27 protein-coding genes and 1 pseudogene are annotated in these 25,845 nt (G+C 52.1%); 11 read left to right on the top strand and 17 right to left on the bottom strand.

All coding sequences use genetic code 11. From position 1 onward, the window contains the following. Positions 1–3: 3 nt before the first annotated feature. From rapZ to JC793_RS16100, 10 genes are all read right to left on the bottom strand, one after another. A complete protein-coding gene (gene rapZ, locus JC793_RS16145) occupies positions 4–855 on the bottom strand; it encodes an RNase adapter RapZ (RefSeq protein ID WP_107678570.1) in 852 nt (283 codons plus the stop codon). Between the two features lie 72 nt (positions 856–927). Beyond that, on the bottom strand, positions 928–1,395 hold the full coding sequence (gene ptsN, locus JC793_RS16140) for a PTS IIA-like nitrogen regulatory protein PtsN (protein ID WP_046893006.1): 468 nt from the start codon (positions 1,393–1,395) through the stop codon (positions 928–930). A gap of 119 nt (positions 1,396–1,514) precedes the next feature. After that, positions 1,515–1,802 (bottom strand): ribosome hibernation promoting factor, encoded by a 288-nt coding sequence (hpf, locus tag JC793_RS16135; RefSeq protein WP_025151846.1) that lies wholly within the window; start codon positions 1,800–1,802, stop codon positions 1,515–1,517. 23 nt (positions 1,803–1,825) lie between these two features. After that, positions 1,826–3,262, bottom strand: a complete 1,437-nt coding sequence (gene rpoN, locus JC793_RS16130) for an RNA polymerase factor sigma-54 (protein ID WP_166708546.1) — start codon at positions 3,260–3,262, stop codon at positions 1,826–1,828. Positions 3,263–3,286: 24 nt separating this feature from the next. Beyond that, positions 3,287–4,012 (bottom strand): LPS export ABC transporter ATP-binding protein, encoded by a 726-nt coding sequence (lptB, locus tag JC793_RS16125; RefSeq protein WP_166708545.1) that lies wholly within the window; start codon positions 4,010–4,012, stop codon positions 3,287–3,289. Between the two features lie 6 nt (positions 4,013–4,018). Next, the gene (gene lptA, locus JC793_RS16120) at positions 4,019–4,555 is read right to left on the bottom strand and encodes a lipopolysaccharide ABC transporter substrate-binding protein LptA (RefSeq protein WP_107678566.1); all 537 of its coding nucleotides are present in this window, start codon (positions 4,553–4,555) and stop codon (positions 4,019–4,021) included. Then, on the bottom strand, positions 4,536–5,117 hold the full coding sequence (gene lptC, locus JC793_RS16115) for an LPS export ABC transporter periplasmic protein LptC (protein WP_046893003.1): 582 nt from the start codon (positions 5,115–5,117) through the stop codon (positions 4,536–4,538). The genes lptA and lptC overlap by 20 nt, the downstream gene beginning before the upstream one ends. Before the next feature lie 40 nt (positions 5,118–5,157). Beyond that, positions 5,158–5,721 (bottom strand): 3-deoxy-manno-octulosonate-8-phosphatase KdsC, encoded by a 564-nt coding sequence (gene kdsC, locus JC793_RS16110; RefSeq protein ID WP_046893002.1) that lies wholly within the window; start codon positions 5,719–5,721, stop codon positions 5,158–5,160. Between the two features lie 9 nt (positions 5,722–5,730). After that, positions 5,731–6,699, bottom strand: a complete 969-nt coding sequence (gene kdsD, locus JC793_RS16105) for an arabinose-5-phosphate isomerase KdsD (RefSeq protein ID WP_046893114.1) — start codon at positions 6,697–6,699, stop codon at positions 5,731–5,733. Between the two features lie 71 nt (positions 6,700–6,770). After that, entirely contained in the window at positions 6,771–7,730 is a 960-nt protein-coding gene (locus tag JC793_RS16100) for a calcium/sodium antiporter (protein ID WP_218426673.1), read from the bottom strand. A 378-nt stretch (positions 7,731–8,108) separates the two neighbouring features. Between JC793_RS16100 and mlaF the strand changes: the two genes are divergently transcribed. From mlaF to murA, 7 genes are all read left to right on the top strand, one after another. Then, on the top strand, positions 8,109–8,912 hold the full coding sequence (gene mlaF, locus JC793_RS16095) for a phospholipid ABC transporter ATP-binding protein MlaF (protein ID WP_046893000.1): 804 nt from the start codon (positions 8,109–8,111) through the stop codon (positions 8,910–8,912). 7 nt (positions 8,913–8,919) lie between these two features. Further along, complete coding sequence (mlaE, locus tag JC793_RS16090) at positions 8,920–9,702, top strand: lipid asymmetry maintenance ABC transporter permease subunit MlaE (RefSeq protein ID WP_046892999.1); 783 nt, start codon at positions 8,920–8,922, stop codon at positions 9,700–9,702. Positions 9,703–9,705: 3 nt separating this feature from the next. Continuing rightward, a complete protein-coding gene (mlaD, locus tag JC793_RS16085; protein ID WP_166708543.1) occupies positions 9,706–10,230 on the top strand; it encodes an outer membrane lipid asymmetry maintenance protein MlaD in 525 nt (174 codons plus the stop codon). Between the two features lie 119 nt (positions 10,231–10,349). Next, on the top strand, positions 10,350–10,979 hold the full coding sequence (gene mlaC / locus JC793_RS16080) for a phospholipid-binding protein MlaC (RefSeq protein WP_046893113.1): 630 nt from the start codon (positions 10,350–10,352) through the stop codon (positions 10,977–10,979). Continuing rightward, entirely contained in the window at positions 10,979–11,269 is a 291-nt protein-coding gene (gene mlaB, locus JC793_RS16075; protein WP_166708542.1) for a lipid asymmetry maintenance protein MlaB, read from the top strand. Before mlaC ends, mlaB begins: the two co-directional genes overlap by 1 nt. A gap of 187 nt (positions 11,270–11,456) precedes the next feature. Beyond that, positions 11,457–11,711, top strand: coding sequence for a BolA family iron metabolism protein IbaG (ibaG, locus tag JC793_RS16070; protein WP_004236327.1), 255 nt, complete (start codon positions 11,457–11,459; stop codon positions 11,709–11,711). 67 nt (positions 11,712–11,778) lie between these two features. Further along, positions 11,779–13,044, top strand: coding sequence for a UDP-N-acetylglucosamine 1-carboxyvinyltransferase (murA, locus tag JC793_RS16065; RefSeq protein WP_046892996.1), 1,266 nt, complete (start codon positions 11,779–11,781; stop codon positions 13,042–13,044). Between the two features lie 82 nt (positions 13,045–13,126). On the opposite strand, the gene degS is transcribed toward murA, so the two are convergent. The 5 genes from degS to JC793_RS16040 all read right to left on the bottom strand — a co-directional run bounded on the left by degS (position 13,127) and on the right by JC793_RS16040 (position 17,885). Then, positions 13,127–14,215: an outer membrane-stress sensor serine endopeptidase DegS gene (gene degS / locus JC793_RS16060; RefSeq protein WP_046892995.1), complete on the bottom strand. Its 1,089-nt coding sequence runs from the start codon at positions 14,213–14,215 to the stop codon at positions 13,127–13,129. A gap of 192 nt (positions 14,216–14,407) precedes the next feature. After that, positions 14,408–15,235: a taurine dioxygenase gene (gene tauD, locus JC793_RS16055; RefSeq protein ID WP_218426671.1), complete on the bottom strand. Its 828-nt coding sequence runs from the start codon at positions 15,233–15,235 to the stop codon at positions 14,408–14,410. Positions 15,236–15,255: 20 nt separating this feature from the next. Continuing rightward, positions 15,256–16,047 (bottom strand): taurine ABC transporter permease TauC, encoded by a 792-nt coding sequence (gene tauC, locus JC793_RS16050; RefSeq protein WP_218426670.1) that lies wholly within the window; start codon positions 16,045–16,047, stop codon positions 15,256–15,258. Between the two features lie 24 nt (positions 16,048–16,071). After that, positions 16,072–16,845, bottom strand: coding sequence for a taurine ABC transporter ATP-binding protein (locus JC793_RS16045; RefSeq protein WP_218426668.1), 774 nt, complete (start codon positions 16,843–16,845; stop codon positions 16,072–16,074). A gap of 2 nt (positions 16,846–16,847) precedes the next feature. Then, positions 16,848–17,885 carry a taurine ABC transporter substrate-binding protein gene (locus tag JC793_RS16040; protein ID WP_218426666.1) on the bottom strand — a complete coding sequence of 346 codons (1,038 nt, stop codon included), beginning with the start codon at positions 17,883–17,885 and terminating at the stop codon, positions 16,848–16,850. Between the two features lie 358 nt (positions 17,886–18,243). On the opposite strand from JC793_RS16040, the gene cysJ reads away from it, so the two are divergent. Further along, entirely contained in the window at positions 18,244–20,040 is a 1,797-nt protein-coding gene (gene cysJ, locus JC793_RS16035; RefSeq protein WP_218426664.1) for an NADPH-dependent assimilatory sulfite reductase flavoprotein subunit, read from the top strand. Next, a pseudogene (gene cysI, locus JC793_RS16030) lies at positions 20,040–21,768 on the top strand (assimilatory sulfite reductase (NADPH) hemoprotein subunit). The gene cysJ and the pseudogene cysI overlap by 1 nt, the downstream one beginning before the upstream one ends. A 57-nt stretch (positions 21,769–21,825) precedes the next feature. On the opposite strand, the gene degQ reads toward cysI, so the two are convergent. Beyond that, positions 21,826–23,220 (bottom strand): serine endoprotease DegQ, encoded by a 1,395-nt coding sequence (gene degQ / locus JC793_RS16025; RefSeq protein ID WP_080947975.1) that lies wholly within the window; start codon positions 23,218–23,220, stop codon positions 21,826–21,828. A gap of 234 nt (positions 23,221–23,454) precedes the next feature. Then, complete coding sequence (zapG, locus tag JC793_RS16020; RefSeq protein ID WP_046892988.1) at positions 23,455–23,859, bottom strand: Z-ring associated protein ZapG; 405 nt, start codon at positions 23,857–23,859, stop codon at positions 23,455–23,457. Positions 23,860–24,043: 184 nt separating this feature from the next. On the opposite strand from zapG, the gene zapE reads away from it, so the two are divergent. Together zapE and rplM are read left to right on the top strand one after the other, a co-directional pair. Beyond that, positions 24,044–25,171, top strand: coding sequence for a cell division protein ZapE (zapE, locus tag JC793_RS16015; protein WP_218426662.1), 1,128 nt, complete (start codon positions 24,044–24,046; stop codon positions 25,169–25,171). A 241-nt stretch (positions 25,172–25,412) separates the two neighbouring features. Further along, complete coding sequence (rplM, locus tag JC793_RS16010) at positions 25,413–25,841, top strand: 50S ribosomal protein L13 (RefSeq protein ID WP_004236344.1); 429 nt, start codon at positions 25,413–25,415, stop codon at positions 25,839–25,841. Positions 25,842–25,845: the final 4 nt, after the last annotated feature.

Raw genomic sequence — 25,845 nt, 5'->3', positions numbered from 1 at the left:
GGGTTATTTCCGTTTTTCCAGCGTCCGGTGACGTGACTGCACGTTTTTACCGCGTGAACGGAAGTAATCCGCCAGCTGTTCCGCCACATAGACAGAACGGTGTTTCCCGCCGGTACAGCCGATAGCGACTGTCAGGTAGCTGCGGTTGTTGGTTTCCAGCATCGGCAGCCACAGTTCCAGATAACTGCGGGTCTGGTAAATAAAGTTATGCACTTCGGTATGACGATCAAGGAACGCGGCCACCGGCTTATCCAGACCGGTCATCGGACGCAGTTTCGGGTCCCAGTGCGGGTTCGGCAGGAAACGGACATCAAAGACATAATCCGCATCAATAGGAATGCCGTGTTTAAACCCGAAAGACTCGAATACCATGGTCAGTTCGCGTTCGCGTTTACCGAGCAAACGGGTTCTCAGCATTTCGGCCAGTTCGTGCACCGACATTTCAGAGGTATCGATGATCAGATCAGCGCGGGAACGCAGGGGTTCCAGCAGATCGCTCTCCTCATCAATGGCGCTTTCCAGTGAGAGATTTTTGCTGGAAAGAGGGTGCAGACGGCGGGTATCACTGTAACGGCGGATCAGGGTGTTGCGATCCGCATCCAGGAACAGCAGCTGCGGCGAGAAACCGGCCGGTAATCTGCTCAGGGCGTCTTCAAAGACCTCCGGGGACTCCGGCATATTCCGGACGTCAATACTCACTGCGGCAGAGATATCGCGTGTTGCCAGCGTGGCAGCAAGCTCCGGCAGAAGAGTGACCGGCAGGTTATCAACGCAGTAGAAACCCATATCTTCCAGCGCCCGCAGGGCAACAGATTTACCCGAACCAGAGCGGCCGCTGACTATCATCAGCACCATGAGGGGACTCCCTATCGTTTCTCTTTCAATGGCAATACGCCATTATCCGTTGTCGTCAGCCGGTTATTATCATCATTCAGTGATGATACTGTACAGCTCTTCATCGCTTTGCGCCTGGCGCAACCGGCGGCAGAGCGCTTTGTCAGCCAGTTTTTTGGCCACTAACGACAGTGTGTGTAAATGCGTCTGACACTGATCAGACGGAACAAATAACGCAAACAGAATATCCACATTCTGATTGTCGATCGCATCGAACGCGATAGGTTGTTCCAGATGTAAAAATACACCGCAGGCAGTTTGCGCCTCATTTTTGTCCAGTTTTCCGTGGGGGATGGCAATCCCGCCACCGATACCGGTTGTCCCGACTTTTTCCCGTGTAAGGAGTGCCTCAAACAACGTGTTTTCCGGCAGCGCCAGCGCGGTGGCAGCCAGTTCACTGATAATCTCCAGCGCGCGCTTCTTGCTGGTACAGTGAATATTATTGCGTGTACAGCTGATACTCAGTACATCGCTCAGGGACAAATTTGCTTCGTTATTCATTTCATTGTTCACTTAGGATCAGAATCCCGGCAACCACCATGGTAACCGGGATCAGAGCACTGCTTTTTCCTGAGAAAATTCAGACTGTTAATTCAGTCATGCACCCGGGTGCAGAAAATTTACCGGTTTCTCAGTTTTTCTTTGTGTTTGGACAGCTGGCGGCCGAGTCTTTCTGCCATCTCATCAATTGCCGCGTACATATCCTCTTTTTCCGCTGAGGCGTGAAGATCCGCACCGTTTACCTGAGCCGTTGCCTCCGCAATTTTACTGACTTTCTCAACCTTAAGGATCACCTGAACGCTGTTGATTTTATCGAAAAACTGCTCCAGCTTTTTACACTTGGCTGTCACAGTCTCACGTAAAGCATCTGTAATTTCAACGTTGTGGCCGGTAATTTGTAATTCCATAGTGTCTTCCTTCTCAATGTGTATCAAATCAGCTGTTTACGCTGATTTGAGGGCGGGATGGATAACGACTCGCGATATTTTGCGACAGTGCGTCTGGCCACCTGAATGCCCTGTTCGGCAAGCATGTCGGTCAGTTTACTGTCGCTGAGCGGTTTCGCCGGATTCTCGGCGGCAACCAGTTTTTTCACCAGTGCACGGATAGCGGTAGAGGACGCTTCGCCCCCGCTGTCGGTACTGACGTGGCTGGAGAAAAAGTACTTCAGTTCAAAGATCCCCCGCGGACTGTGCAGGAATTTCTGCGTCGTAACACGGGAAATCGTTGATTCATGCATCTCGACCCGCAGTGCGATATCAGCCAGCACCATGGGCTTCATATATTCTTCGCCCTGTTCAAAGAAGGCCTGCTGTTCTTCCACAATACAGGTCGCGACTCTGAGCAGCGTATCGTTCCGGCTTTCCAGACTTTTAATGAGCCACTTTGCTTCCTGCAAATTATTGCGGATAAACTGACTGTCGCTCTCACTGCGGGTCCGCGATCCCATCGCGGCATAATGATTATTGACCCGCAGGCGGGGAATGCTGTCGGAATTCAGTTCCACTGTCCAGCGCTCGCCGTGTTTTCTCACGAGGACGTCAGGAATAACATACTCTGATTCTCCGGTGTTGACTACCAGGCCCGGACGCGGTTCCAGCGACTGAATCAGATCAATGGCAGATTTCAGCGCCTCTTCTTTCAGTTTGGTCACCCGTCCCAGCGTACGGAAATCCCGGTTCCCCAACAATGCCAGATGCTGATCCGTGATAGCAAGGGCTTCTTTCAGACTCGGGGTTTCCGGCGGCAGAATTTTCAGCTGCACCATCAGACATTCGCGCAGGTCACGGGCGCCCACACCCACCGGATCAAAACGCTGAATACGCTTGAGTACCGCTTCCACATCTTCGGTGGTGACTTCATCGTCACCGATACTCAGGCGGATATCATCGACAGAGACGGTCAGATAGCCGGTTTCATCAATCGCATCAATGATTGAGAAGGCAATCGCGGCATCGGTTTCGGTAAAGGGGGTGAGGCGGGCCTGCCAGATCAGATAATCCTGCAAAGTTTCAGTGGTTTCGCCCTGATAGAGCGGCAGTTCATCGTCGCCGTAATCATTGCCGGTGCCGGACGGTGTACCGGCGGTGTAGATTTCTTCCCACTGCGCATCCAGCGGCAGATCATCCGGCATGGCGGTCTGTTCGAGAGCCTCGGCGCTGTCCATCTCTTTCTGTGTTTCAGATTCAGCAGGTGTGTCAATTTCCTGATGGTTATCATCAAGTTCCAGCAACGGATTAGATTCCAGCGCCTCGCGGATCTCCTGCTGGAGTTCCAGCGTGGAAAGCTGCAACAAACGGATAGCCTGCTGAAGTTGTGGCGTCATCGCCAGTTGCTGGCTGAGTTTAAGCTGCAGACTCTGCTTCATTACGGACACGGGCTCCTTACGGCTTTACAGGCGGAAACCTTCGCCTAAATAAACACGTTTAACCTGCTCATTATTCAGAATGGATTCCGGGCTGCCGTGGGCAATCATATGGCCCTGGCTGACAATATAAGCCCGTTCACAGACATCCAGTGTTTCGCGAACGTTGTGGTCAGTGATCAGGACGCCGAGCCCGTAATCACGGAGGTGCTGAATAATCTTTTTAATATCAATAACGGAAATCGGATCAACACCGGCAAACGGTTCATCCAGCAGGATGAATTTCGGGTTGGCGGCCAGTGCGCGGGCGATTTCCACACGGCGGCGTTCCCCGCCGGACAGTGACTGCCCCAGGTTATCGCGCAGATGACTGATATGGAACTCTTCCATCAGTTCTTCCGCCCGCACCCGGCGTTCGTCATTGTTCAGATCTTTACGGATTTCAAGCACTGCCATCAGGTTCTGCCATACCGTCAGACGACGGAAAATGGAAGCCTCCTGCGGCAGGTAGCCGATACCTTTACGGGCACGTTCGTGCAGCGGCAGCAGAGAAATATCTTCATCATCAATGCTGATCGCACCGGCATCACGAGGAACAATACCCACCACCATATAGAACGTCGTGGTTTTCCCGGCACCGTTCGGACCAAGCAGCCCGACGATTTCGCCGGAACTGACTTCAAGTGTCACATCTTCGACGACTTTGCGGCCTTTGTAGGCTTTGGCTAATTTGCTTGCAATTAATTTTGCCATAAATCGTTACTTACCTTTCTGGCCGGTTGCCGCCGGGCCTTTTTCCTGAATCTGTGACGGCAGCAGTACGGTAGTCACCTGTTTGCCTTTGTCACTGAATGCCTGCATCTGCTGTGTCGGCACCACATAGGTAATCTTGTCACCGGTGATATTGCTGTCCAGCTGTTCCAGATAGGCATTACCGGTCAGCGTGACCAGCTCATTGGCCATTTCGTAACGCAGTTTGCTGCCGCGTCCTTTGATTGGCTTGCCGTTATCCTGCATCTGGTAGAAGGTCACCGGATTACCGAATGCTTCGATCACCATTTTGCCGGAATCGCCGCCCGGACGGGTGACAACCACTTTGTCAGCGCGGACATCAATCGTTCCCTGTTTTACCACGACATTATCCGTAAATGTGGTGATATTTTTTTCTAAATCAAGCGCTTGTTTTAATGATGTTACCGTCACCGGCTGCTGGGTATCTTCCTTTAACGCCAAAGCAGGGACACTGACTGCCAGAATGGCTGTTGCAATCAGAGTATTAAGGATGTTTGCTTTCATTTGGGATCTCATAGTAAGTCTGCACATCTTTGATCAGTTCCGCATTACGATTGCGAAAATTACCCCGCATCTGCAATCCGACGGAACGCAGTCCTGTTCCCAGAATGGTGACTTTATCGTCAGAACTCACATCCTGGGTTATCAGATTGACTTCGGCGTTATCCGTGGTGATCTGCCTGAGCTGCGTATCGGTGGTCAGGCTGTCAACCTGCACATCACCATATAAATACAACATTCTGTCATTGGTTAATTTGGCCCGCTTTGAACGAATCGTCCAGGTGGCGGTTTTATCAGGGTCGTAGGTGGTCAGCACCGGATTAGTAAACCATGTTACTTTTTCCTGAGCAAAGTTCTGCACATCATCCGCATTCAGCTTATACGTCAGCAGCCCTGTCGGCTCGTAGGCCAGGGTTGAGGACGTTTTAGTTTTATACGTCGGCGTACCGTCTTCCACGATCTTGCCGTCGGTGTCACCTGAACGGGAAACCGACAGGTTCCAGCCGAGCAGACCGAGGGCGATAAGCGCCAGGATAATGATCAGCCAAAGCTTAAATTTACTCATGAGATCCCTGATAAAGCCACTATAACCAATGAAATTCTTTTCAGACGGACAGGCCTTTCGCCTCATCCAGCTTATTTTGTGCCAGCAGAATCAGATCGCACAATTCGCGGACCGCGCCCCGGCCGCCTGCAATTTGTGTAACATAATCCGCTTTGGGTAACAATAACGGGTGGGCATCCGCTACTGCAGCGGATAAACCGACCTCTGCCATAACCGGCCAGTCAATCAGATCATCGCCGATATAGGCGACGTCACCGGGGTGGACTGCCAGTTTATCTAATAGTTCGCGATACGCCAAAAGCTTATCGCTCTGTCCCTGGTAAAGATGTGTAATTCCGAGTGTATTGGCACGATCTTCCAGTAATTTCGCTTTACGACCAGTAATTATCGCCACCTCAATCCCCGAGGTCAGCAGGCAGCGGATTCCGTAACCGTCACGGACATTGAATGCCTTCAGCTCTTCTCCGCTGTTGCCCTGATAAATCAGGCCGTCAGACATCACGCCGTCCACATCACAGATAAGAAGCCGTATTTTAGCGGCTTTTTCCATAACTGTTTGCGCTATCGGGCCATAGCAGGTGTCAATGGTGGTAATTTGTGTCATCGTCAGTCCTTATACCACCCCGGCCTGGAGCAGATCATGCATATGCAGTACGCCCAGCAGTTTATCACCTTCTGTGACTAATAAAGAGGTGATATGCCGTGACTGCATTAAATTCAGTGCCTCAACCGCCAGAGTATTGGCTTTGATACGAATTCCGCCCGGTGTCATCACATCAGCAATCTGACAGTTATTGAGATCAGTGCCCGCATCGAAAATCCGGCGCAAATCACCGTCGGTGAAGATCCCCTGAATGATCATGTCGTCATCACAGATAACCGTCATTCCCAGTTTTTTACGGGTGATTTCAACCAGAGCCTCGCGCAGTGATGCTGTTTTCGGCACGCGCGGAATATCATCACCGGTATTCATCAGGTCAGAAACCAGTAACAGCAGTTTCCGGCCGAGTGCGCCGCCCGGATGAGAGAGGGCAAAATCTTCTGCGGTAAAACCGCGGGCCTGTAATAACGCGATTGCCAGCGCATCACCCATCACCAGTGTGGCGGTGGTGCTGGTGGTCGGTGCAAGGCCGAGCGGACAGGCTTCCTGCGGGACTTTAATACACAGATGGATATCCGCCGCTTTCCCCATGGTACTGTCCGGGTTACCGGTCATGCAGATAAGCGGGATGTTCTGACGTTTGATAACAGGAATAAGTGCCTGAATTTCAGAGGATTCACCGGAGTTTGAAATCGCGATCACCACATCTTTCTTTGTGACCATTCCCAGGTCGCCGTGTGCGGCTTCACCAGGATGCACAAAGAAAGACGGGGTGCCGGTGCTGGCAAATGTTGCGGCCATTTTGTGACCGATGTGACCGGATTTTCCCATCCCCATAATGATCACTTTGCCTTCACAGCGGAATATCAGCTCACAGGCTTTGTCGAAATCATCATTAATATACTGTTCGAGTGACGCGAGACCTTCACGTTCAATCCGGAGGACTTGTTTACCTGTTAGTTGAAAATCAGTTCGGGACATCTGTTTGTTCTCACTTTCAGTGTATGTCTGTGTATTAATGGCTGACATTTATCAGTCGGTAAAAAGACGTATCAGCCGGTAAAAAGACTTATCAGCCAGGCGGTGAATGCACTGAGCAGAATAATGCCTTTCAGCCGGTTCAGCCGCTGGTTCCGGCCGGCCGCAAAGAAAATAAATAACACACCGGCCGCGATCATGACGGCAAAATCGGTCATAAAACGGTCTGCTGCCATCGGGGAGGCGGCTAACAGCGCCGGGATACCCGCAACGACAGTGGTATTAAACAGTGTTGCGCCGATAAGATTACCCAGCGCGATATCTTTTTCACCTTTGACAGCTGCCGCAATCGTGGTGCACAGTTCCGGCAGACTGGTGCCGACAGCCAGAATCGTCAGTCCGGTGATACGCCCGCTGATATCCGCATAGCGGGTGAATGCCGAGGCATTATCAATCACAATCCGGACCGCCACCGGCATAATCAGTAATCCGGCGACCAGCCACAATAAAGCAACCGGCAAATTATTTTCCTGCGGCAGTTCATGATTTTGTTCAGTTGTGAAGCCGTCATACTGATCCCGCCGGGCCATTGCGGCAATTTTCACCACCAGCCAGAGGCTGGCCAGTCCCGCGAATACCAGAAATCCGCCCTGAAGCCGGGTGATACCGCCGGACCAGATAAACAGTCCGAACAGTGCCATCATGGCCAGCATCAGCGGAAGCTCACGGCGCAGCACCGCAGACTGTACACTCAGCGGGCGGATAAGGGCGGCAAGCCCGGCGATCAGCAGTAAATTGGTAATATTGGAGCCGATAATGGTGCCGAGCGCCAGATCCGGCTGCCCTTCAAGCACCGCACCGGCCGAGGTCAGCAGTTCCGGCAGCGATGTGCCGGGGCCGGCCACCAGAATACCGGTAATAAAGGGGGAGATGCCGAGCGCACGGGAAAAAACAGCCGCACCGTACACAATACGGTCAGACGCATAAACCAGCAGAATCAACCCGGTAAGTAAAAGGATGCTGGTGAGTAACATGGCTCTCCTCCGGGCTGCAAAAACAGTCAGAAATAATGAGGTACGGGAAGTTGGAGGTTATTGTACGGGCTGAGGCGCAAAAGTAAAACAGCTGTGTTAGCTTCGTTAAGGCTGCGGGTAATATACTGACGCATGTTCCCGGAATATCCTCAATTTTCTGCCGGTGGTACGTTTTATGCCCGGCGGAGGCGTTAATGTTATATGCTGATATACTGGCGTATCGCCGTATTTATGCCCTGTTACTCAGAGGGGATAAATAATTCAGACAGCAGCACCCGCATTTAAAGGCGAAAACCGCCGGATTTTTTTATATTATGATGGGTCAGTCCTGTATGTGTTGTAATAACACGAAAAACATAACGTTAAGGTTGTGAGGTCATGAACCGACAGACGGAAAATATTATTGAGATCCGGAACATGTGCTTCCGGCGCGGTTCGCGCATGCTGTTTAATGATATCAGCCTGGATGTGCCGCGCGGTAAAGTGACCGCGATTATGGGGCCGTCCGGGATCGGGAAAACCACGCTGTTACGCCTGATCGGCGGACAGCTGCGGCCGGACAGTGGTGAGATCTGGTTTGACGGTGACAATATCCCGGCACTCTCCCGCAGCAAACTGTATCAGTCCCGCCGTAAAATGAGCATGTTATTTCAGTCAGGTGCGTTATTTACCGATATGACCGTGTACGACAACGTCGCCTTTCCGCTGCGTGAACATACCCGGCTGCCGGAATCCCTGATCCGGACAACGGTGATGATGAAGCTGGAAGCGGTTGGTTTACGCGGTGCGGCAAACCTGATGCCGTCGGAACTCTCCGGCGGGATGGCCCGCCGTGCGGCTCTTGCGCGTGCAATTGCACTGGACCCGGATCTTATCCTGTTTGATGAACCGTTTGTCGGACAGGACCCGATCACCATGGGGGTGCTGGTAAAGCTGATTGATGAACTCAATCAGGCGCTGGGTGTGACCTGCATCGTGGTATCTCACGACGTGCCGGAAGTGCTCAGTATTGCGGATAAAGCCTATATCGTCGCGGAGCAGTCCGTGATTGCGCAGGGAACGGCAGAAGAGTTGCAGGAAAACACCGAACCGCGTGTGCGCCAGTTCCTGGATGGTATCGCTGACGGACCGGTTCCTTTCCGCTATCCGGCGGGTGATTACCAATCAGATTTATTAGGATAAACGAGACATGTTGACACAGGCACTTGCTGCTTTGGGACGCCGCGCGTTAGCGACATGCGCGTCTTTCGGGCGGTCAGGATATATGCTGTTCCGTGCGCTGTTCGGTAAACCACAGTTTGCCCGGCAGTGGCCGCTGCTGCGCAAGCAGCTGTACAGCGTCGGTGTGCAGTCCCTGCTGATTATTTCAGTATCCGGGCTGTTTATCGGGATGGTTCTGGCTTTACAGGGATATCTGGTTCTGAAAACCTTCAGTGCGGAAGCCAGCCTTGGCATGATGGTGGCGTTGTCGCTGCTGCGTGAACTGGGGCCGGTGGTCACCGCTCTGCTGTTTGCCGGCCGCGCCGGTTCGGCACTGACGGCGGAAATCGGTCTGATGAAAGCGACCGAGCAGCTATCCAGTCTGGAAATGATGGCGGTCGATCCGCTGCGTCGTGTGGTTGCACCGCGCTTCTGGGCCGGTTTTATCAGTATGCCGTTGTTATCCATGATTTTTGTTGCCGTCGGTATTCTGGGCGGGGTCATGGTCGGGGTGGACTGGAAAGGGATCGATGAAGGCTTCTACTGGGCATCCATGCAGGGCAATGTGGACTGGCAGAAAGATGTCATGAACTGCATTTACAAGAGTGTGGTTTTCGCCTTCACCGTTACCTGGATTGCCCTGTACAACGGGTATGACGCTATTCCGACGTCTGAAGGGATTAGTCGGGCAACAACACGCACGGTCGTTCATTCATCGCTTGCCGTGTTAGGGTTAGATTTTGTGCTTACGGCACTGATGTTCGGGAATTAAACAATGCAAAGCAAGAAAAATGAAGTTTGGGTCGGGCTTTTCGTCTTAATTGCCATTGCGGCGATTATCTTCCTGGCACTGAAAGTGGCGGATATCCGCTCTGTCGGCAGCGAAAAAACCTACCGGGTCTCTGCCACCTTTGATGATATCGGCGGCCTCCAGGCCCGTTCTCCGGTAAAAATCGGCGGGGTGGTGATAGGGCGTGTTAATGATATCCGCCTGGATAAAAGCTATAAACCGGAAGTAACGCTGGATATCTACAGTCAGTATGATCAGATTCCGGACACCAGTTCATTATCAATCCGCACATCCGGTCTGCTGGGTGAGCAGTATCTCGCGCTCAGTAAAGGGTTTGAGAATACAACTGACCCGGATTTGCCGATGACCGAAATGCTGAAAGACGGCAGCCGTATTCAGGACACCAAACCGGCAATGGTACTGGAAGATTTAATCGGTCAGTTCCTGTATAAGAGCGGTGACGGCGAAGGCGAAAAAACGCCGGCAGCGGCACCTGCTGCACAGAACTGATACGAAAAGTAATGTAAAAGCAGATGTTTTTGCCCGCAGGGGCGGACATCCTGCATAATACTGTTTACAGAATGACACCTTCACGGCGGAAAGTGCCGGTGATAAATCAGGAGTTGATTATGTTTAAGCGTTTACTGATAGCGGCGATGCTGGTGGTGATTGCCCCGTTTGCCGGAGCCGTTGACCAGACGAACCCGTACACACTGATGAATGATGCGGCGGCAAAAACCTTCAGCCGTCTGAAATCAGAACAGGCACAGATCCGGCAGAATCCGGACTATCTGCGTACCGTGGTTAAAGAAGAATTACTGCCGTATGTGCAGATAAAATACGCCGGCGCACTGGTATTAGGCTCTTACTACAAAGATGCCACCCCGGCGCAGCGTGATGCGTATTTCAAAGCCTTTGAAGCGTATCTGGCGCAGGCTTACGGCCAGGCTCTGGCCATGTACACCAACCAGACTTACCAGATTGATCCGGCTCAGCCGCTGGGTGATAAAAACATCGTGGCTATCCGCGTGACACTGACCGAACCGGCAGGGCGTCCGCCAATCCGTCTGGATTTTCAGTGGCGTAAAAATACCAAAACCGGTAACTGGCAGGCGTATGACATGATTGCCGAAGGCGTGAGTATGATCACCACCAAACAAAATGAGTGGGCATCCATTCTGCGTCAGAAAGGTGTTGATGGTCTGACTGCTGAGCTGGAACGCAGCGCGAAAACCCCGATTACCCTGGATCAGAAATAATGACGGCTGCGCTGACGTGGGAAAAACAGGGTGAAACCCTCTCCCTGAAAGGGGAACTGGATCGCGATACACTGCTGTCGTTCTGGAATGCACGTCAGCAGCAGATGAACGCCGTACAGACGGTGGACGTCGCCGGGCTCAGTCATGTGGATTCCGCCGGGCTGGCCATGCTGGTTCGTCTGCGGGGTGAGCGTCCGGATGCACCGTTTGTGTTATCCGGAGTGAGCGCTAACTTGCAGATGCTGATGTCACTCTATGGTGTTGAGTTCGAATTCAGTCAGAACGCGTGAATTAAAAATAATGTAAATAACGGCAGGACAGATACTTATTTGCCGTTATTTTCCGTAAGGTAACTGCCTCCGGTTGTGTCACTCAGGTGACCACACAGCCGGAGGCATTTTTAATGGTTTAAGAGCGGGGCATATTCGATTACGATAGTGCCTATAACACACAATCTGATAACCAATTTGAGAAATTATGGATACGAATGAAATCAAACAGGTGCTGATGGATAAGTTAGCACTTACTGACGCAATTGTGACCGGTGACGGCAGCCACTTTCAGGTAATCGCTGTCGGTGACCTTTTTGACGGTATGAGCCGTGTTAAACAGCAGCAGGCCGTGTATGCGCCACTGATGGAATATATTGCGGATAACCGTATCCACGCGTTGTCAATCAAAGCCTATACCCCGGCTCAGTGGGAACGGGATCGCAAACTGAGCGGGCTGTAACAGCGGCGGGTAACAATGCGGTGACAAGTCACGCGGCAGCAATTAATGATAATGAGAGTGTCTACAGATGGATAAATTTCGGGTAAAAGGTCCTTCCGTTCTTCAGGGCGAAGTGACTATCTCAGGGGCAAAAAATGCGGCATTGCCTATTCTGTTCGCGGCAATTCTGGCGGAAGAGCCGGTTGAATTACACAATGTGCCGGAACTGCGGGATATCGACACCTCTGTGAAGCTGTTAACGCGGCTGGGTGCCAAAATTGAGCGTAAAGGAACCACTCTGCGTGTGGATTCCTCGGAAATTAACGAATATTGTGCACCTTATGATCTGGTCAAAACCATGCGCGCCTCTATCTGGGCGCTGGGTCCGCTGGTGGCCCGCTTTGGTCACGGTCAGGTTTCCCTGCCGGGCGGCTGTGCTATCGGTGCCCGTCCGGTTGATTTGCATATCACCGGATTAGAGCAGTTAGGGGCAAAAATCACCCTGGATGAGGGGTATGTCAAAGCGGAAGTCGACGGTCGTCTGACCGGCAATACTATCGTGATGGACAAAGTCAGTGTGGGCGCTACGATCACGATTATGTGTGCGGCGGCACTGGCAAAAGGCAAAACGGTTATCGAAAACGCCGCCCGTGAACCGGAAATTGAAGATACTGCCGTATTCCTGAATGCGCTGGGGGCCAAAATTACCGGTGCAGGGACTGACCATGTGGTGATTGAAGGTGTTGAACGCCTCGGCGGCGGTTCTCACACCGTTGTACCGGATCGTATCGAAACCGGGACATTCCTGATCGCTGCGGCGGTTTCACGCGGTAAAATTCTGTGCCGCAACGCCAAGCCGGATACGCTGGATGCCGTGCTGGCCAAGCTGCGCGAAGCCGGAGCAGAAATTGAAACCGGAGATGACTGGATAAGCCTGGATATGAAAGGGCAGCGTGCGAAAGCCGTCACATTCCGTACCGCACCGCATCCGGGGTTCCCGACAGATATGCAGGCGCAGTTCAGTCTGCTGAATCTGGTGGCGGAAGGCTCCGGTATGATCACCGAAACTATCTTTGAAAACCGCTTTATGCACATTCCGGAACTGATCCGTATGGGCGCACATGCGGAAATCGAGAGCAATTCTGTGCTGTGTCACGGCGTGGAAAAACTGTCCGGTGCTCAGGTGATGGCGACCGATCTGCGTGCATCCGCAAGCCTGGTACTGGCGGGCTGTATCGCGGAAGGGACAACGATTGTTGACCGTATTTATCATATCGACCGCGGTTATGAGCATATCGAAGAGAAACTGCGTGCACTGGGTGCGGATATTGAGCGCATTCACTCAGCAGAGTAATTCACGGCGATAAGCGATAAACAGTATGCTGTAAACAGAAAGAGCGGATATCCGCTCTTTTTTTACACCTTATTTTTACACCTTATTCCTGCCCGCCGGGGGATGGCGTGAATTCTTCGATGGTCACATCGGCAGAAAGCATCTGGCCATTACGCAGCAGCGTGACAGGTACAACACTGCCCGGGCTCAGCTCCGCGACCTGGTCCATCATTTCCAGTGGTGATGTGCTCGGCTTGTTATTGACGCTGGTAATGATATCCCCGACCTGAATCCCGCCTTTATCCGCCGGACTGCCGCGTTCAACCTGAAAGACCCGCAGGCCGGTTATCTGATTAATATCGCTGTTGTTGGTCCGGATCGGTGGTAATTCTTTGGAGGTGATGCCGATATAACCCCGGATCACACGGCCGTCTTTTATCAGCTTATTCATAATCCGCACGGCAAGCTCTGCGGGGATCGCCAGCCCGATGCTGTCACTCATCCGTGACGGATCATTGCTGTCGTAAGACATGGTATTGATACCGACCAGTTCGCCCTCAGTATTGACGAGGGCACCGCCGGAGTTACCGGCCATAATTGAGGCGTCTGTCTGGAGGAAGTTCTGACGGCGGGTCGGACTCAGCCCGACACGGCCCATTGCGCTGATGATGCCCTGATTGACGGTCTGTCCGACATTAAACGGGTTACCGATTGCCAGCACCACATCACCCACATGTGACTGCCGCTTCGGATTGATCGGGATCACCGGCAGTTTGTCGGTGGTATTGATTTTCAGTACCGCCAGATCGGTCAGATCATCCGCACCAATCAGCATTCCTTCATACAGGCGGCCGTAATTGCCGTATTGCAGTGCGATCAGGATCTGATCGGCGTTTTTAATCACATGCTGATTCGTCAGAATATAACCCTGATCATTCATGATCACGCCGGAGCCGAGCGAGGTCATTTCGGGACCCTGCTGGGAGAGACTGCCCATGTTGCTGCTGTAAACATTCACCACGGCAGGCGCGGCGCGGCGTACCGCCTTGTTATAACTGACCGGTTCATCATTATTAAACAGATGTGTAAACCATTGGGTCACAAATTGCGGACGAATAGACGGGACACTGACCAGAAGAAGGGCAGCCACGATAAGTCCCATAAAGACGGAGCGCAATAATTTAAACCACATAGTCCTTAACCGGTGTTGTGAGTACGGGAAGCAGATACTTCCGGCAGAATAGCATAATCCGGGTGAATTATATGTGTGTAATTGCGGTATTTTATGACGGGGTACAAATAAACAGGTGTGGTATCAGTCGTTTATTTATGACTTCCGGCCATGACGCGCCGGGCCGCCGGCAGCGTCATGTTATACAGGCGTTTAAACCGGCTTATCACCGATCACGGTTGCTCTGTGCATAATGCGGTGAAAATCGCCGTAATCAAAGCTGGCGAGATGCTGGGTGCAGCGGTTATCCCAGACCGCCACATCGCCGTTTTGCCAGTGCCAGCGGACAAAATATTTCGGCTGCGTACTGTGCTTAAATAAAAATGACAGCAGCGCATCACTCTCTTCCGTACTTAATTCACTGATACGGCTGGTGAAACCCTCGGTCACAAACAGCCCTTTCTTTCCGGTGACCGGATGGGTTCTGACCAGCGGGTGACGTATCGGCGGGAAATCACTGCGGGCTTTTTCCAGCGCGTCTTTTGCTTCACCGGTCTGCGCAAAGCGGCTGTCCGGAAACGATCGGCTGATATCATGCTCTGCCGTCAGTCCGGATAAAAAATCCTGTAAAGGCGGTGATAAGTCATCATAAGCACGGGTCAGGCTGGCCCACAGGGTATCGCCGCCGAAAGAGGGAACCTGCACAGCGGATAACACACATCCCATGGCCGGTTTTTCGAGAAATGTCACGTCGGTGTGCCACAATTCGTTATCTTTCAGATCCAGAAGATGGCTGTCGAGCACAATCAGTTCCCGCACGTCTTTATGGGAAGGAAAAACCGGATGGATATGCAGCTCACCCAGCGCGGCGGCAAAGTCCCGCTGGGCCTCAGGCTCAATATACTGCTGACGGAAAAACAGCACCTGATATTCCAGTAACGCATCCTGTAATGCGGCCAGTGTGGCGGCATCCGGGGTTTTATTCAGGTTAATCCCTCCGACCTGTGCGCCGATAGCGGGTGTTAACTGTTGGATTTCCATATGCATGACCTCTCTGTCGGTTAAGATTCTTTGCCGTACCACGGCACTAATACCTGCTGTAAATGGCGTAATGCCAGTTCAATGGTGAGAGCCACCACGGCAATCACCGCGATACCGGTGATAACAATACCGGTGTTGAGAAACTGTGCCGCGGACTGCACCATAAACCCCAGCCCCTGTTGTGCCGCAACCAGTTCAGCCGCCACCAGGGTTGACCAGCCCACGCCGAGGCCAATCCGGATACCGGTCAGCATCTGCGGCAGCGCTGACGGCAGAATCACATATCTCAGTACCTGAAACCGGTTCGCGCCAAGCGACTGCACTGCGCGGACCCGGTTTCCCGGCGCGGCCATAATGCCCTGCATCGTCGAAATCAGAACCGGGGCAAGAATTGCCAGCCAGATCAGGAGGATCTTGGTGGTTTCCCCGATCCCGAACCAGATAACAATCAGCGGCAGATAGGCGAGCGGGGGAACCGGCCGGTACAATTCAACCACCGGGTCCAGTATTCCGCGTATCCGGGCACTCAGTCCCATCAGCACACCCAGCGGTATCCCGGTGATAACAGCCAGAAGCAGTGCTTTGAGCATGCGATCAAGACTGGCCGCCAGGTGCTGCCACAGGGTGGCATTCATATAGCCGGACTCGGTCAGCGCCAGAAACTGCTGCCCTATCTGAGCCGGGGCGGGTAAATAGAGCGGATTCACCCACTGTAATGCGGTGATCAGCCACCAGCCGGCTATCAGTACGGATAAACTGACAATGCTGAGAAATAAACGGCTGTAGCGGGTCTGCTTATTTATAGTGATCATTTGAGGTGACTCCGTATCTGATAATTAACCGTGCTGGTACGCCATTATTTTGTCTGACAGTAAATCGCGGTGATGAATAAATGCCGGGTCTGATTTAATCTGCCGGATTGGCCGGCCCTCTGACCACTGTTTATAAAACGGGGGTTCTTCTTCCGATATTATCCGCCCGGGAGACGGCGCCATTAATATCAGCTTCGTCGCCATTAACAGCGCTTCTTCAATGTCATGCGTGATAATAAAAAAAGCACTCTGCTGCTTTTGCCATAAGGTCAGAATTAAGGTTTGCATCTGTTCCCGGTTGGCGGCATCGAGTGCGCCGAAAGGTTCGTCCATCAGGATAAAATCAGATTTTACGGCCAGCGCGCGGGCAATACCGACCCGCTGACGCATGCCGCCGGACAGTGACCAGATATCATCGGTAATAGCGTGAAGTAATCCGACTTTTTGCAGATTTTCTTCGACAATCCGGGTTTCTTCCTGTTTGCCGAGTTTTTTTATTTTCAGTCCCAGTGCGACATTTTCATAGACATTCAGCCAGGGCATCAGCGCGTCATTCTGAAATACCACGGCTCTGTCTGAATCAGGATGCAGAACAGGATTTCCGCCCCGGGTTATCTGCCCGCCGGAGGGCGTTAAAAAACCGGCGACAATATTCAGCAGTGATGTTTTTCCGCAGCCGGATGCACCGAGAATAACGGTAATGCCATTATCCGTGATTGTTAAATTAATACCGGATAACGTTATTTGCGGCTGGCCGTGATAATGCAGGCCGATATTTTCCAGCGCGATATCTGCCATTATTATTTCCCCGCTGCCGCGGTGACGGCTTTCGTATTAATATTTCCGGCATACGAATCCTTAACAGTATCAATACTGCCCTGCTGCTGTAAGAACAGGGCGGTATTACGGAGATCATCCGCCAGGGTTGTTGTCAGAATCTGAACCTGCTCCGCCGATGCGGGATAATCATTGCCGGCCATCACACCGGCCACATCTTCCGGACGGGCACCGGTCAGGTGCGCAATTTTGCCCGTGATGTCAGGAAAGTCTGCGATATTATTTTTATTCTGCTGATACCACAGAACGTCACGGTCGGTCACTGCGGCAAATTGTGCGAGCACATCAGGATGCTGCGCGGCAAAGGTGCTGTCCGCAACCCACAGATCATAAGTCGGTTTTCCCCATGACCGCACATCACGGCCGGAAACCCGGATTTGCCCGTTTGCTTTCAGCTGACTCAGCGCCGGCTCCCAGACATAGGCGGCATCAATATCGCCTCTTTCCCATGCCGCGACAATTTCCGCAGGCCGCAGATTAACCAGCTGTACGGATTTTTCATCAATATTCAGATGTTCCAGTGTCGCAAGCAGGCTGTAGTGGGCGGTTGATGTAAAGGGCACCGCAATTTTCTTACCGGCCAGGCCGCCGGACGGATTGCGGTCATTGCGGACAATCAGGGCTTCGGCTGTATCCGGAATGCCGGAGATATAGAAAACCTCCACCGGCAGTCCGCGGCTGGCTGCAACCGTAAAAGGTGCGGAGCCCATATTGGCGATATCGGCTTCTCCGGCGGCGAGTGCGGTCAGGACATCCGCACCGCTGTCAAACTTCTTCCAGATGATCGGCTTGCCGGTGGCAGTCTCATAGGCACGATTTGCCTGCGCAATTTTGCCGGGATCGATAATTGCCTGATAGGCGATAACTACCGGTTTTTCTGTTGTTGTCTGTGGTGATGGTGTTTTCTGGCTGTAAATAAAGCCGCTGATAATGACCAGTACTGCCAGCAGCAACACAATCACTTTTAATTTATTTTTTTTCTGAGGCTGATATAACGACATTGTTCTCTTCCGTTGTAAAGTCACGAATAGTTATCTATTTAGTGACAGGGAATATATTCCGGGAAAGAATTACTTTTTATATTTAAATGCTTTTTTGTTATACATGAATAATATTGGTGATAATAACGGGGTTTTAATAAAAAAGAAGGGTGTTAACCGGTGTTTTTTTACGTGTAATTCATTGTTTATCTGAGTTTAGATTCGGGGGATATACGGTTTGTGAATAATCATCATGATGTATCAGATTATTTTGTTATGAGTTATGGCTTTATTTTCTTATTCTCAATGCACCGTAATACGATAACCTGGCAAATAACGGAATAATAATCACAATGAGCAATGCGGGAGTAACAGAACTATGGCAACACAGGAGTCGTCGGAGCCGGTATTTCCGGTTTCTGCGGAACAGCTTGCGGCTTTACAGTCAGTAACAGCAGGTTTTACCTCTCAGCAACTGGCCTGGTTATCCGGTTATTTATGGGGACGGGGAAATACCTCTGTGCAGACTGCTATTTCCCCTGCGGTAAACACAACAGAACGCGATATTATTACGATTATTTCTGCCTCGCAAACCGGTAATGCACGACGTTTATGTGAAGAATTAAAAACACGGTTTCTCAGTGAAAAATTCTCTGTGAATTTAGTTAATGCCGGAGAATATAAATATAAACACCTTTCCCGGGAGAAGATTGTCATTATTGTGACATCAACTCAGGGTGATGGTGAACCGCCGGAAGAAGCGGTGGCATTTTATAAATATCTGCATTCGGCAAAAAGGCCGGATCTCAGCGGAACAGCCTATGCGGTTTTTTCTCTGGGGGATTCGTCGTATGAAAAATTCTGTCAGGCGGGAATTGATTTTGATGCTCAGCTGACAAAGGCCGGCGCGACGGCACTTCTGCCGAGGGTTGATGCGGATGTGGATTATCAGTCTGCGGCAGCGGCGTGGACAGAATCACTGACGCAGGTACTGAAAAGCAGAGGCATTGACGCGGGAGCGCCGCCGCAAACCGTTGTTCAAACGGTCACGGCGGCAGAAAACCGCTACAGCAAAACGTCACCGCTGACGGCCTCTCTTTCTGTTAATCAGAAAATTACCGGCCGTAACTCCCTGAAAGATGTACGGCATATTGAAATTTCCATGGAGGATTCCGGTCTGCGTTATCAGCCGGGTGATTCCCTCGGCGTCTGGTTTGAAAATGATCCTGCGCTGGCTGATGAGATTATCAGCCTGCTGCATGCGGATGCGGCAACGGAAATCACGGTGTCCGGCAAAACATACACATTGCGTGAGGCGCTGATCCGGCATCTGGAGCTCACACAAAATAACGGGGTGACGGTCAGCAAATACGCGCAGTTATCACAGCATGAAGCCTTATCCGCACTGATCAGCGATAAACAGGCGGCGCTGCATTACGCACAAACCACACCTGTCGCGGAAATGCTGCGTCAGGCACCTTCCCGGCCGGATGCACAGGCTTTCGCTGATATTCTCCGCCCGCTGACCCCGAGGCTGTATTCCGTCTCATCATCACAAGCGGAAGCGGAGGATGAAATCCATCTGACGGTCGGCGTGGTGCGTTATGACACGGATGGCCGGGCCCGGACCGGCGGAGCTTCCGGGTTTCTCGCCGACCACATACAGGAGGGCGGGGATGTGCGGGTTTTCATTGAACACAATGATAACTTCCGGCTGCCCGCTGACCCGGATGTGCCTGTGATTATGATTGGTGCGGGGACCGGGATTGCGCCGTTCCGCGCCTTTATGCAGCAGCGGGAAAATGACGGTGCATCCGGTAAAAACTGGCTTTTTTACGGCAATCAGCATTTTACCGAAGATTTTTTGTATCAGACCGAATGGCAGCGTTATGCCCGCGAAGGTGTGCTGACCAATATCTCGCTGGCCTGGTCGCGGGATAAACCGGTGAAAGCCTATGTGCAGGACAAACTGCGGGAGCAGGGCGCGGAAGTTTGGCGCTGGATTGAGGACGGGGCACATATTTATGTTTGCGGGAATGCGGGTCTGATGGCCCGTGATACCGAAGATGCGTTACTGGAGATCATCGGCCGGTACGGTAACCGGGATCATGAGTCGGCGGATGAGTTTTTAAGTGAGCTGCGCACGGCGCGCCGTTATCAGAGGGATGTTTATTAATGAGCAATCAATACAACGGGCCTTTAATTGTGGAAGGTAAGCTGAGCGACAGCGAAAGAATGAAGCGCGACAGCAACTATCTGCGCGGAACCATCAAAGAGGATTTGAGCAACGGCCTGACCGGCGGATTTGAGGGGGATAACTTCCTGCTGATCCGCTTTCACGGCATGTATCAGCAGGACGACCGGGATATCCGGTCAGAACGCTCAGAGCAGAAACTGGAACCGCGTCATGCCATGATGCTGCGCTGCCGCCTGCCGGGTGGTGTGATCACACCGGAGCAGTGGCTGAAAATAGATAAATTCGCCGCAGAGCAGACGCTGTACGGCAGTATCCGTATCACCAACCGGCAGACGTTTCAGTTTCACGGCATTCTGAAAGGGGATGTTAAACCGGCACATCAGATGCTGCATGAAGCGGGGCTGGATTCACTGGCAACCGCCAATGATGTGAACCGTAATGTGCTGTGCACCTCGAATCCGGTTCAGTCCGGTCTTCACCGGGAAGCGTATGAGTGGGCGAAAAAAAATTTCCGAGCACCTGCTGCCCCGTACCCGTGCGTATGCCGAAATCTGGCTGGATAAAGAAAAAGTGGCGGCAACCGATGAAGAACCGATCTTAGGCGAAACCTATCTGCCGCGTAAGTTCAAAACCTCCGTGGTGATCCCGCCGCTGAATGATGTCGATTTGCATGCCAATGATATGAATTTTGTGGCGATTGAGGAAAACGGCAAACTGATTGGTTTTAATGTGCTGGTGGGCGGCGGTCTGGCGATGACTCACGGTGATACGGCGACGTTTCCCCGTCTCGCCAGTGAATTCGGTTTTATTGCGCTGAAAGATACGCTGGCGGTGGCAGAAGCGATTGTCACCACCCAGCGCGACTGGGGCAACCGGACCGAGCGCAAAAATGCCAAAACCAAATACACGCTGGAACGGGTGGGCGTTGACCGGTTCAGACAGGAAACCGAGCGGCGCGCCGGTGTCACTTTTTCTCCGGTCCGGCCTTATGAATTTACCCTGCGCGGTGATCAGATCGGCTGGTTAAAAGGGATTGATGATCACTGGCATCTGACGCTGTTTGTTGAAAACGGGCGTCTGATCGATTTACCGGGTAAGCCGTTAAAAACCGGTGTGGCTGAAATCGCTAAAATCCATCGCGGGGACTTCCGGTTAACCGCCAATCAGAACCTGATTATCGCCGGTATTCCGGAGGCGGAAAAATCCCGTATTGAATCTATTGCGCGGGCACACGGTCTTATCAGCGATAATGTCACGCCGCTGCGGGAAAATTCCATGGCCTGTGTGTCGTTCCCGACCTGTCCGCTGGCGATGGCCGAAGCAGAGCGCTTTCTGCCGGAATTTGTCACTGAGGTTGAAAAAATCATGACATCCCACGGTGTGGGGAATGAGCAGATTGTCCTGCGGGTCACCGGCTGCCCGAATGGCTGCGGACGCGCAATGTTGTCGGAAGTGGGGTTAGTGGGCAAAGCGCCTGATCGCTATAACCTGCATCTCGGCGGCAACCGTACCGGCACCCGTATTCCGCGGATGTATCGCGAAAATATCAGTTCAGCGGTGATTTTATCGGTACTTGATGAACTTATCGGTCGCTGGTCACAGGAGCGGACAGCAGGGGAGGATTTTGGTGATTATCTGATCCGTGCCGGTGTGGTGAAACCGGTACTGGATTCTGCGGTGGATTTTTATGAGGCAGGTGCTGCCTGAAATAAAACACCGCGCCGTTTTACGCGGCGCGGTGTTTATATTTACGGCGGAAATGTATCAGCGGCCGGCATTATTCAGCAGCAGATAGATATTGTCATCGCCGCGTAAAATATTCAGCGCCAGTACGCTTGGCTTGCTGTCGATAATTTTGCGCAGTTCAACAATGGTCATTACGCGCTGGTTATTGACACCGATAATCAGGTCGCCCGGCTGAAGTCCTGACATGGCTGCCGGAGAATCTTTCTGTACCGCATCAATATTCACGCCTTTATTACCCTCTTTATTGCTGCCGTTGCTCAGGGTTGCGCCCTGCAGCAGGGTAGTCAGGTTTTCGGCTTTGGTGGTCTGGCCTTCGCTGTCATCCAGGATCACGCTGACTTCCAGCGGTTTACCCTTGCGCAGCAGACCGATTTTCACTTCTTTACCCGGTGCGGTGGTACCGATTTTGGCTCTCAGTTCAGCAAAGCTGCTGACGCGTTTACCGTCAACGGATACCAGAACGTCACCGGATTTAATCCCCGCTTTGGCGGCGGCGGATTTCGGAATCACTTCGCTGACAAATGCCCCGCGCTGGGCTTCCACACTCATCGCTTTGGCGATATCTGCGTTCATTTCTGTACCACGGATACCGAGAGAGCCGCGTTTGACTTCGCCGGTGGCAATCAGTTGTGAGGTCAGGTCTTTGGCCATATTACTCGGGATAGCAAAGCCGATCCCGATATTACCGCCGCCCGGTGCCAGAATCGCGGTGTTGATACCGATCAGTTCACCGTTGAGGTTGACCAGCGCACCACCGGAGTTCCCCCGGTTGATGGAGGCATCGGTCTGGATAAAGTTTTCCAGTCCTTCCACATTCAGGCCGCTGCGGCCTAATGCTGATATAATCCCGGATGTCGCGGTCTGACCCAGACCAAACGGGTTACCGACAGCCACGGTGAAATCACCGACGCGCAGTTTATCGGAATCCGCCAGTGTGATAGCGGTCAGATTCGGAGCATTTTTCACCTGTAACAGCGCAATGTCAGTTTGCGGATCGCGGCCGATTAAGGTCGCGTCATATTTACGGCCGTCGTTGAGCTGGATCTGAATTTTGTCCGCATTCTGAATAACGTGGTTGTTGGTCAGAATATAGCCTTTCTGTGCATCAATAATCACACCGGAACCCTGTCCCTGGAACGGACGGACACTTTCCTGCTGTGACGGCATATTCGGACCAAAGAAGAATTTAAACTCTTCCGGCACCTGCTGACGGGCAACCGCAGTACCGGAGACTTCCACGCTGACCACGGCCGGCAGCACTTTTTCCAGCATCGGTGCCAGGCTCGGCAGAGATTCACCGGTGGCCATTTTGGCCGGTAAAGCCGCATTTGATACCGCAGGCAGCGCCGCGAGGGATAACCCGAGGCTGATGGCAACAGCACTGAGCAGGTTTTTTTTCTTTTTATTCATCATTCGTTTTGTGTCTCATCAATTAATAAGCAGAACCCGCGGCAGGTCAGCCGCAGCATACGCAGATACTCATATGACGTTATATCGGTGCAAAAGTTCCGCATTCAACGGAAATAAAACAACCTTTACAAGGCTTTACGTGAATTGAAGATTAGTGCGGGGAATGATTCGGAAGACCGTATTAAGCGGCTGAATTCAGGTGAAAAAAAACCGCGGGAGACCGCGGTTTTGTACAGATTAGTTTTCTTTTGTTTCGACGGGACGGAACAGGCCGGATGAGCCGTCTGAATAATCACGCGGCGGCATTTTTACCGGTGCCTGATCATTATCGGCCTCTGCTTCCGTCAGGCGGTAGCTGAACGGATTATCCTGTGCGGACAGTTCCGGCATCAGCTCTGAGGAACTTTTCGCCATGTGCTGATATAACTGGCGGTAATCTTTTGCCATATTATCCAGCAGTTCTGCACTGCGGGCAAAGTGACTGACCAGCTCTTTGCGGTACTCTTCCAGTTCGGCCTTGTTCTTTTCCAGGTCACGTTTCATTGCTTCCTGCTCTCTGAACTTAGAACTGCCCAGACGAACGGCCAGCGCACCAATGATTAAACCAACTGCTAATCCGATGAGTGCATATACCCAAATCATGGCTACTCCTTTATGTGCATCATGCGCGTTAGAATCTGTTGTCACTATAACCGGATTTGCCGTCCGGGGGGAATAGTGAAGGTAAGGCTTTCCGGCATTATCCCGGATTTCCGGGTATAATACCTGCCGCTATATCATAAAAATCTCAATAAAAACCTCTGTTAATATTAAGGGATTACTGTTTATGAGCACAACACCGCGTGAGTTGTATCAGCAGGCACTGAACGGCAGCGGATTTGCGCCGGACGAGGTGCAGCGGCGTACTGTTGACCAGCTGACTGAGATGCATCAGGCGCTCCTGATGCGCATTCCCTGTCTTCCTGAACCGGAAAAAGGGCTGCGCGGCACCCTGAGCCGCTGGCTGAAAAAAGCGCCGGAACCGGTGAGTTGTCCGCCGGTGCAGGGGATTTATATGTGGGGCGGGGTCGGGCGCGGTAAAACCTGGCTGATGGATCTGTTTTATGACAGCCTTCCCGGCCCACGTAAACTGCGGCTGCATTTCCACCGCTTTATGCTGCGGGTGCATGAGGAGCTGACGGCGCTTCAGGGACATGAAAATCCGCTGGAGAGTATCGCTGACGGCTTTGCTCAGGAAACTGATGTGCTTTGTTTTGATGAGTTTTTTGTCTCCGATATCACCGATGCCATGATCCTCGGCACACTGCTGGAAGCGCTGTTCCGCCGTGGTATCGCGCTGGTGGCGACCTCCAACATTCCGCCGGATGATCTGTACCGTAACGGGTTGCAGCGTGCCCGGTTCCTGCCGGCGATTGAGCAGATCAAAAAATATTGTGATGTGCTGAATGTGGATGCGGGGATCGATTACCGTCTGCGTACCCTGACACAGGCGCATCTGTGGCTGACGCCTGCGGATGCGGAAACATCAGCGGCAATGGACAGCATGTTCTCCCGGCTGACCGGCGGGCAGAAAGCCGGACAGGCGGCGCTGACCATCAATCATCGTCCGCTGGCGGTCGTCCGGGAAACGGATGGTGTGCTGGCGGTGACATTCCGGACACTGTGTGAGGATGCGCGCAGCCAGCTCGACTATATTGCGCTGTCAAAAATCTATCACACCGTACTTTTATATGATGTTCCGGTGCTGACCACGGAAAATGAGAATGCCGCACGGCGTTTTCTGGCGCTGGTTGATGAGTTTTATGAGCGGAAAGTAAAACTGGTTATTCAGGCGCAGAACGCGATGGATTCTCTCTATCAGGGGCAATTATTGTCCTTTGAGTTCGCCAGATGCCTCTCCCGGTTGCAGGAAATGCAAAGTGAGGAGTACCTGAAACTGCCGCATCTGGTATAATGCGCGCCCCTGAAAAGGGTTTCGGGGAATTATTTTTAATTTGGGGTCGATTTTTTGCAGGGACTTCTCTATAATCTTGCGACCCCACGTTACAGCGGTTTTCTTTATTTCCCAAAGAAGACTGCAACTAGCGCCAGATGATTCTGCTCGAAGGGGTAGGTTTACTGGACAAGCGTCGTGTGAGCCTCAGTTTCTGAACATTGGTTCACCAACATGTAACTTATTTATTGGGTAAGCTTTAATGAAAACTTTTACAGCTAAACCAGAAAGCGTACAACGCGACTGGTTCGTTGTTGATGCAACCGGCAAAACTTTAGGCCGTCTTGCAACTGAATTAGCCCGCCGTCTGCGCGGTAAGCACAAAGCGGAATATACTCCTCACGTTGACACTGGTGATTACATCATTGTTCTGAACGCAGAAAAAGTTGCTGTAACCGGCAACAAGCGTACAGACAAAGTGTACTATCGCCATACTGGCTACGTTGGTGGTATTAAGCAAGCGACCTTCGAAGAGATGATCGCACGCCATCCTGAGCGCGTTATTGAAATCGCTGTGAAAGGCATGTTGCCGAAAGGCCCTCTGGGTCGTGCAATGTACCGTAAACTGAAAGTTTACGCAGGTAACGAGCACAATCACGCGGCACAGCAACCGCAAGTTCTGGACATTTAATCGG

Origin of the sequence: Morganella morganii, from assembly GCF_019242955.1 — a bacterium.
Taxonomy (GTDB): domain Bacteria; phylum Pseudomonadota; class Gammaproteobacteria; order Enterobacterales; family Enterobacteriaceae; genus Morganella; species Morganella sibonii.
This window is presented reverse-complemented; position numbering and strand designations above follow the sequence as displayed.

Excerpts from the sequence above, each read along its gene's own strand:
- rapZ (WP_107678570.1), bottom strand. The coding sequence starts at position 855 with ATGGTGCTGATGATAGTCAGCGGCCGCTCTGGTTCGGGTAAATCTGTT.
- ptsN (WP_046893006.1), bottom strand. The coding sequence starts at position 1,395 with ATGAATAACGAAGCAAATTTGTCCCTGAGCGATGTACTGAGTATCAGC.
- hpf (WP_025151846.1), bottom strand. The coding sequence starts at position 1,802 with ATGGAATTACAAATTACCGGCCACAACGTTGAAATTACAGATGCTTTA.
- rpoN (WP_166708546.1), bottom strand. The coding sequence starts at position 3,262 with ATGAAGCAGAGTCTGCAGCTTAAACTCAGCCAGCAACTGGCGATGACG.
- lptB (WP_166708545.1), bottom strand. The coding sequence starts at position 4,012 with ATGGCAAAATTAATTGCAAGCAAATTAGCCAAAGCCTACAAAGGCCGC.
- lptA (WP_107678566.1), bottom strand. The coding sequence starts at position 4,555 with ATGAAAGCAAACATCCTTAATACTCTGATTGCAACAGCCATTCTGGCA.
- lptC (WP_046893003.1), bottom strand. The coding sequence starts at position 5,117 with ATGAGTAAATTTAAGCTTTGGCTGATCATTATCCTGGCGCTTATCGCC.
- kdsC (WP_046893002.1), bottom strand. The coding sequence starts at position 5,721 with ATGACACAAATTACCACCATTGACACCTGCTATGGCCCGATAGCGCAA.
- kdsD (WP_046893114.1), bottom strand. The coding sequence starts at position 6,699 with ATGTCCCGAACTGATTTTCAACTAACAGGTAAACAAGTCCTCCGGATT.
- JC793_RS16100 (WP_218426673.1), bottom strand. The coding sequence starts at position 7,730 with ATGTTACTCACCAGCATCCTTTTACTTACCGGGTTGATTCTGCTGGTT.
- mlaF (WP_046893000.1), top strand. The coding sequence starts at position 8,109 with ATGAACCGACAGACGGAAAATATTATTGAGATCCGGAACATGTGCTTC.
- mlaE (WP_046892999.1), top strand. The coding sequence starts at position 8,920 with ATGTTGACACAGGCACTTGCTGCTTTGGGACGCCGCGCGTTAGCGACA.
- mlaD (WP_166708543.1), top strand. The coding sequence starts at position 9,706 with ATGCAAAGCAAGAAAAATGAAGTTTGGGTCGGGCTTTTCGTCTTAATT.
- mlaC (WP_046893113.1), top strand. The coding sequence starts at position 10,350 with ATGTTTAAGCGTTTACTGATAGCGGCGATGCTGGTGGTGATTGCCCCG.
- mlaB (WP_166708542.1), top strand. The coding sequence starts at position 10,979 with ATGACGGCTGCGCTGACGTGGGAAAAACAGGGTGAAACCCTCTCCCTG.
- ibaG (WP_004236327.1), top strand. The coding sequence starts at position 11,457 with ATGGATACGAATGAAATCAAACAGGTGCTGATGGATAAGTTAGCACTT.
- murA (WP_046892996.1), top strand. The coding sequence starts at position 11,779 with ATGGATAAATTTCGGGTAAAAGGTCCTTCCGTTCTTCAGGGCGAAGTG.
- degS (WP_046892995.1), bottom strand. The coding sequence starts at position 14,215 with ATGTGGTTTAAATTATTGCGCTCCGTCTTTATGGGACTTATCGTGGCT.
- tauD (WP_218426671.1), bottom strand. The coding sequence starts at position 15,235 with ATGGAAATCCAACAGTTAACACCCGCTATCGGCGCACAGGTCGGAGGG.
- tauC (WP_218426670.1), bottom strand. The coding sequence starts at position 16,047 with ATGATCACTATAAATAAGCAGACCCGCTACAGCCGTTTATTTCTCAGC.
- JC793_RS16045 (WP_218426668.1), bottom strand. The coding sequence starts at position 16,845 with ATGGCAGATATCGCGCTGGAAAATATCGGCCTGCATTATCACGGCCAG.
- JC793_RS16040 (WP_218426666.1), bottom strand. The coding sequence starts at position 17,885 with ATGTCGTTATATCAGCCTCAGAAAAAAAATAAATTAAAAGTGATTGTG.
- cysJ (WP_218426664.1), top strand. The coding sequence starts at position 18,244 with ATGGCAACACAGGAGTCGTCGGAGCCGGTATTTCCGGTTTCTGCGGAA.
- degQ (WP_080947975.1), bottom strand. The coding sequence starts at position 23,220 with ATGATGAATAAAAAGAAAAAAAACCTGCTCAGTGCTGTTGCCATCAGC.
- zapG (WP_046892988.1), bottom strand. The coding sequence starts at position 23,859 with ATGATTTGGGTATATGCACTCATCGGATTAGCAGTTGGTTTAATCATT.
- zapE (WP_218426662.1), top strand. The coding sequence starts at position 24,044 with ATGAGCACAACACCGCGTGAGTTGTATCAGCAGGCACTGAACGGCAGC.
- rplM (WP_004236344.1), top strand. The coding sequence starts at position 25,413 with ATGAAAACTTTTACAGCTAAACCAGAAAGCGTACAACGCGACTGGTTC.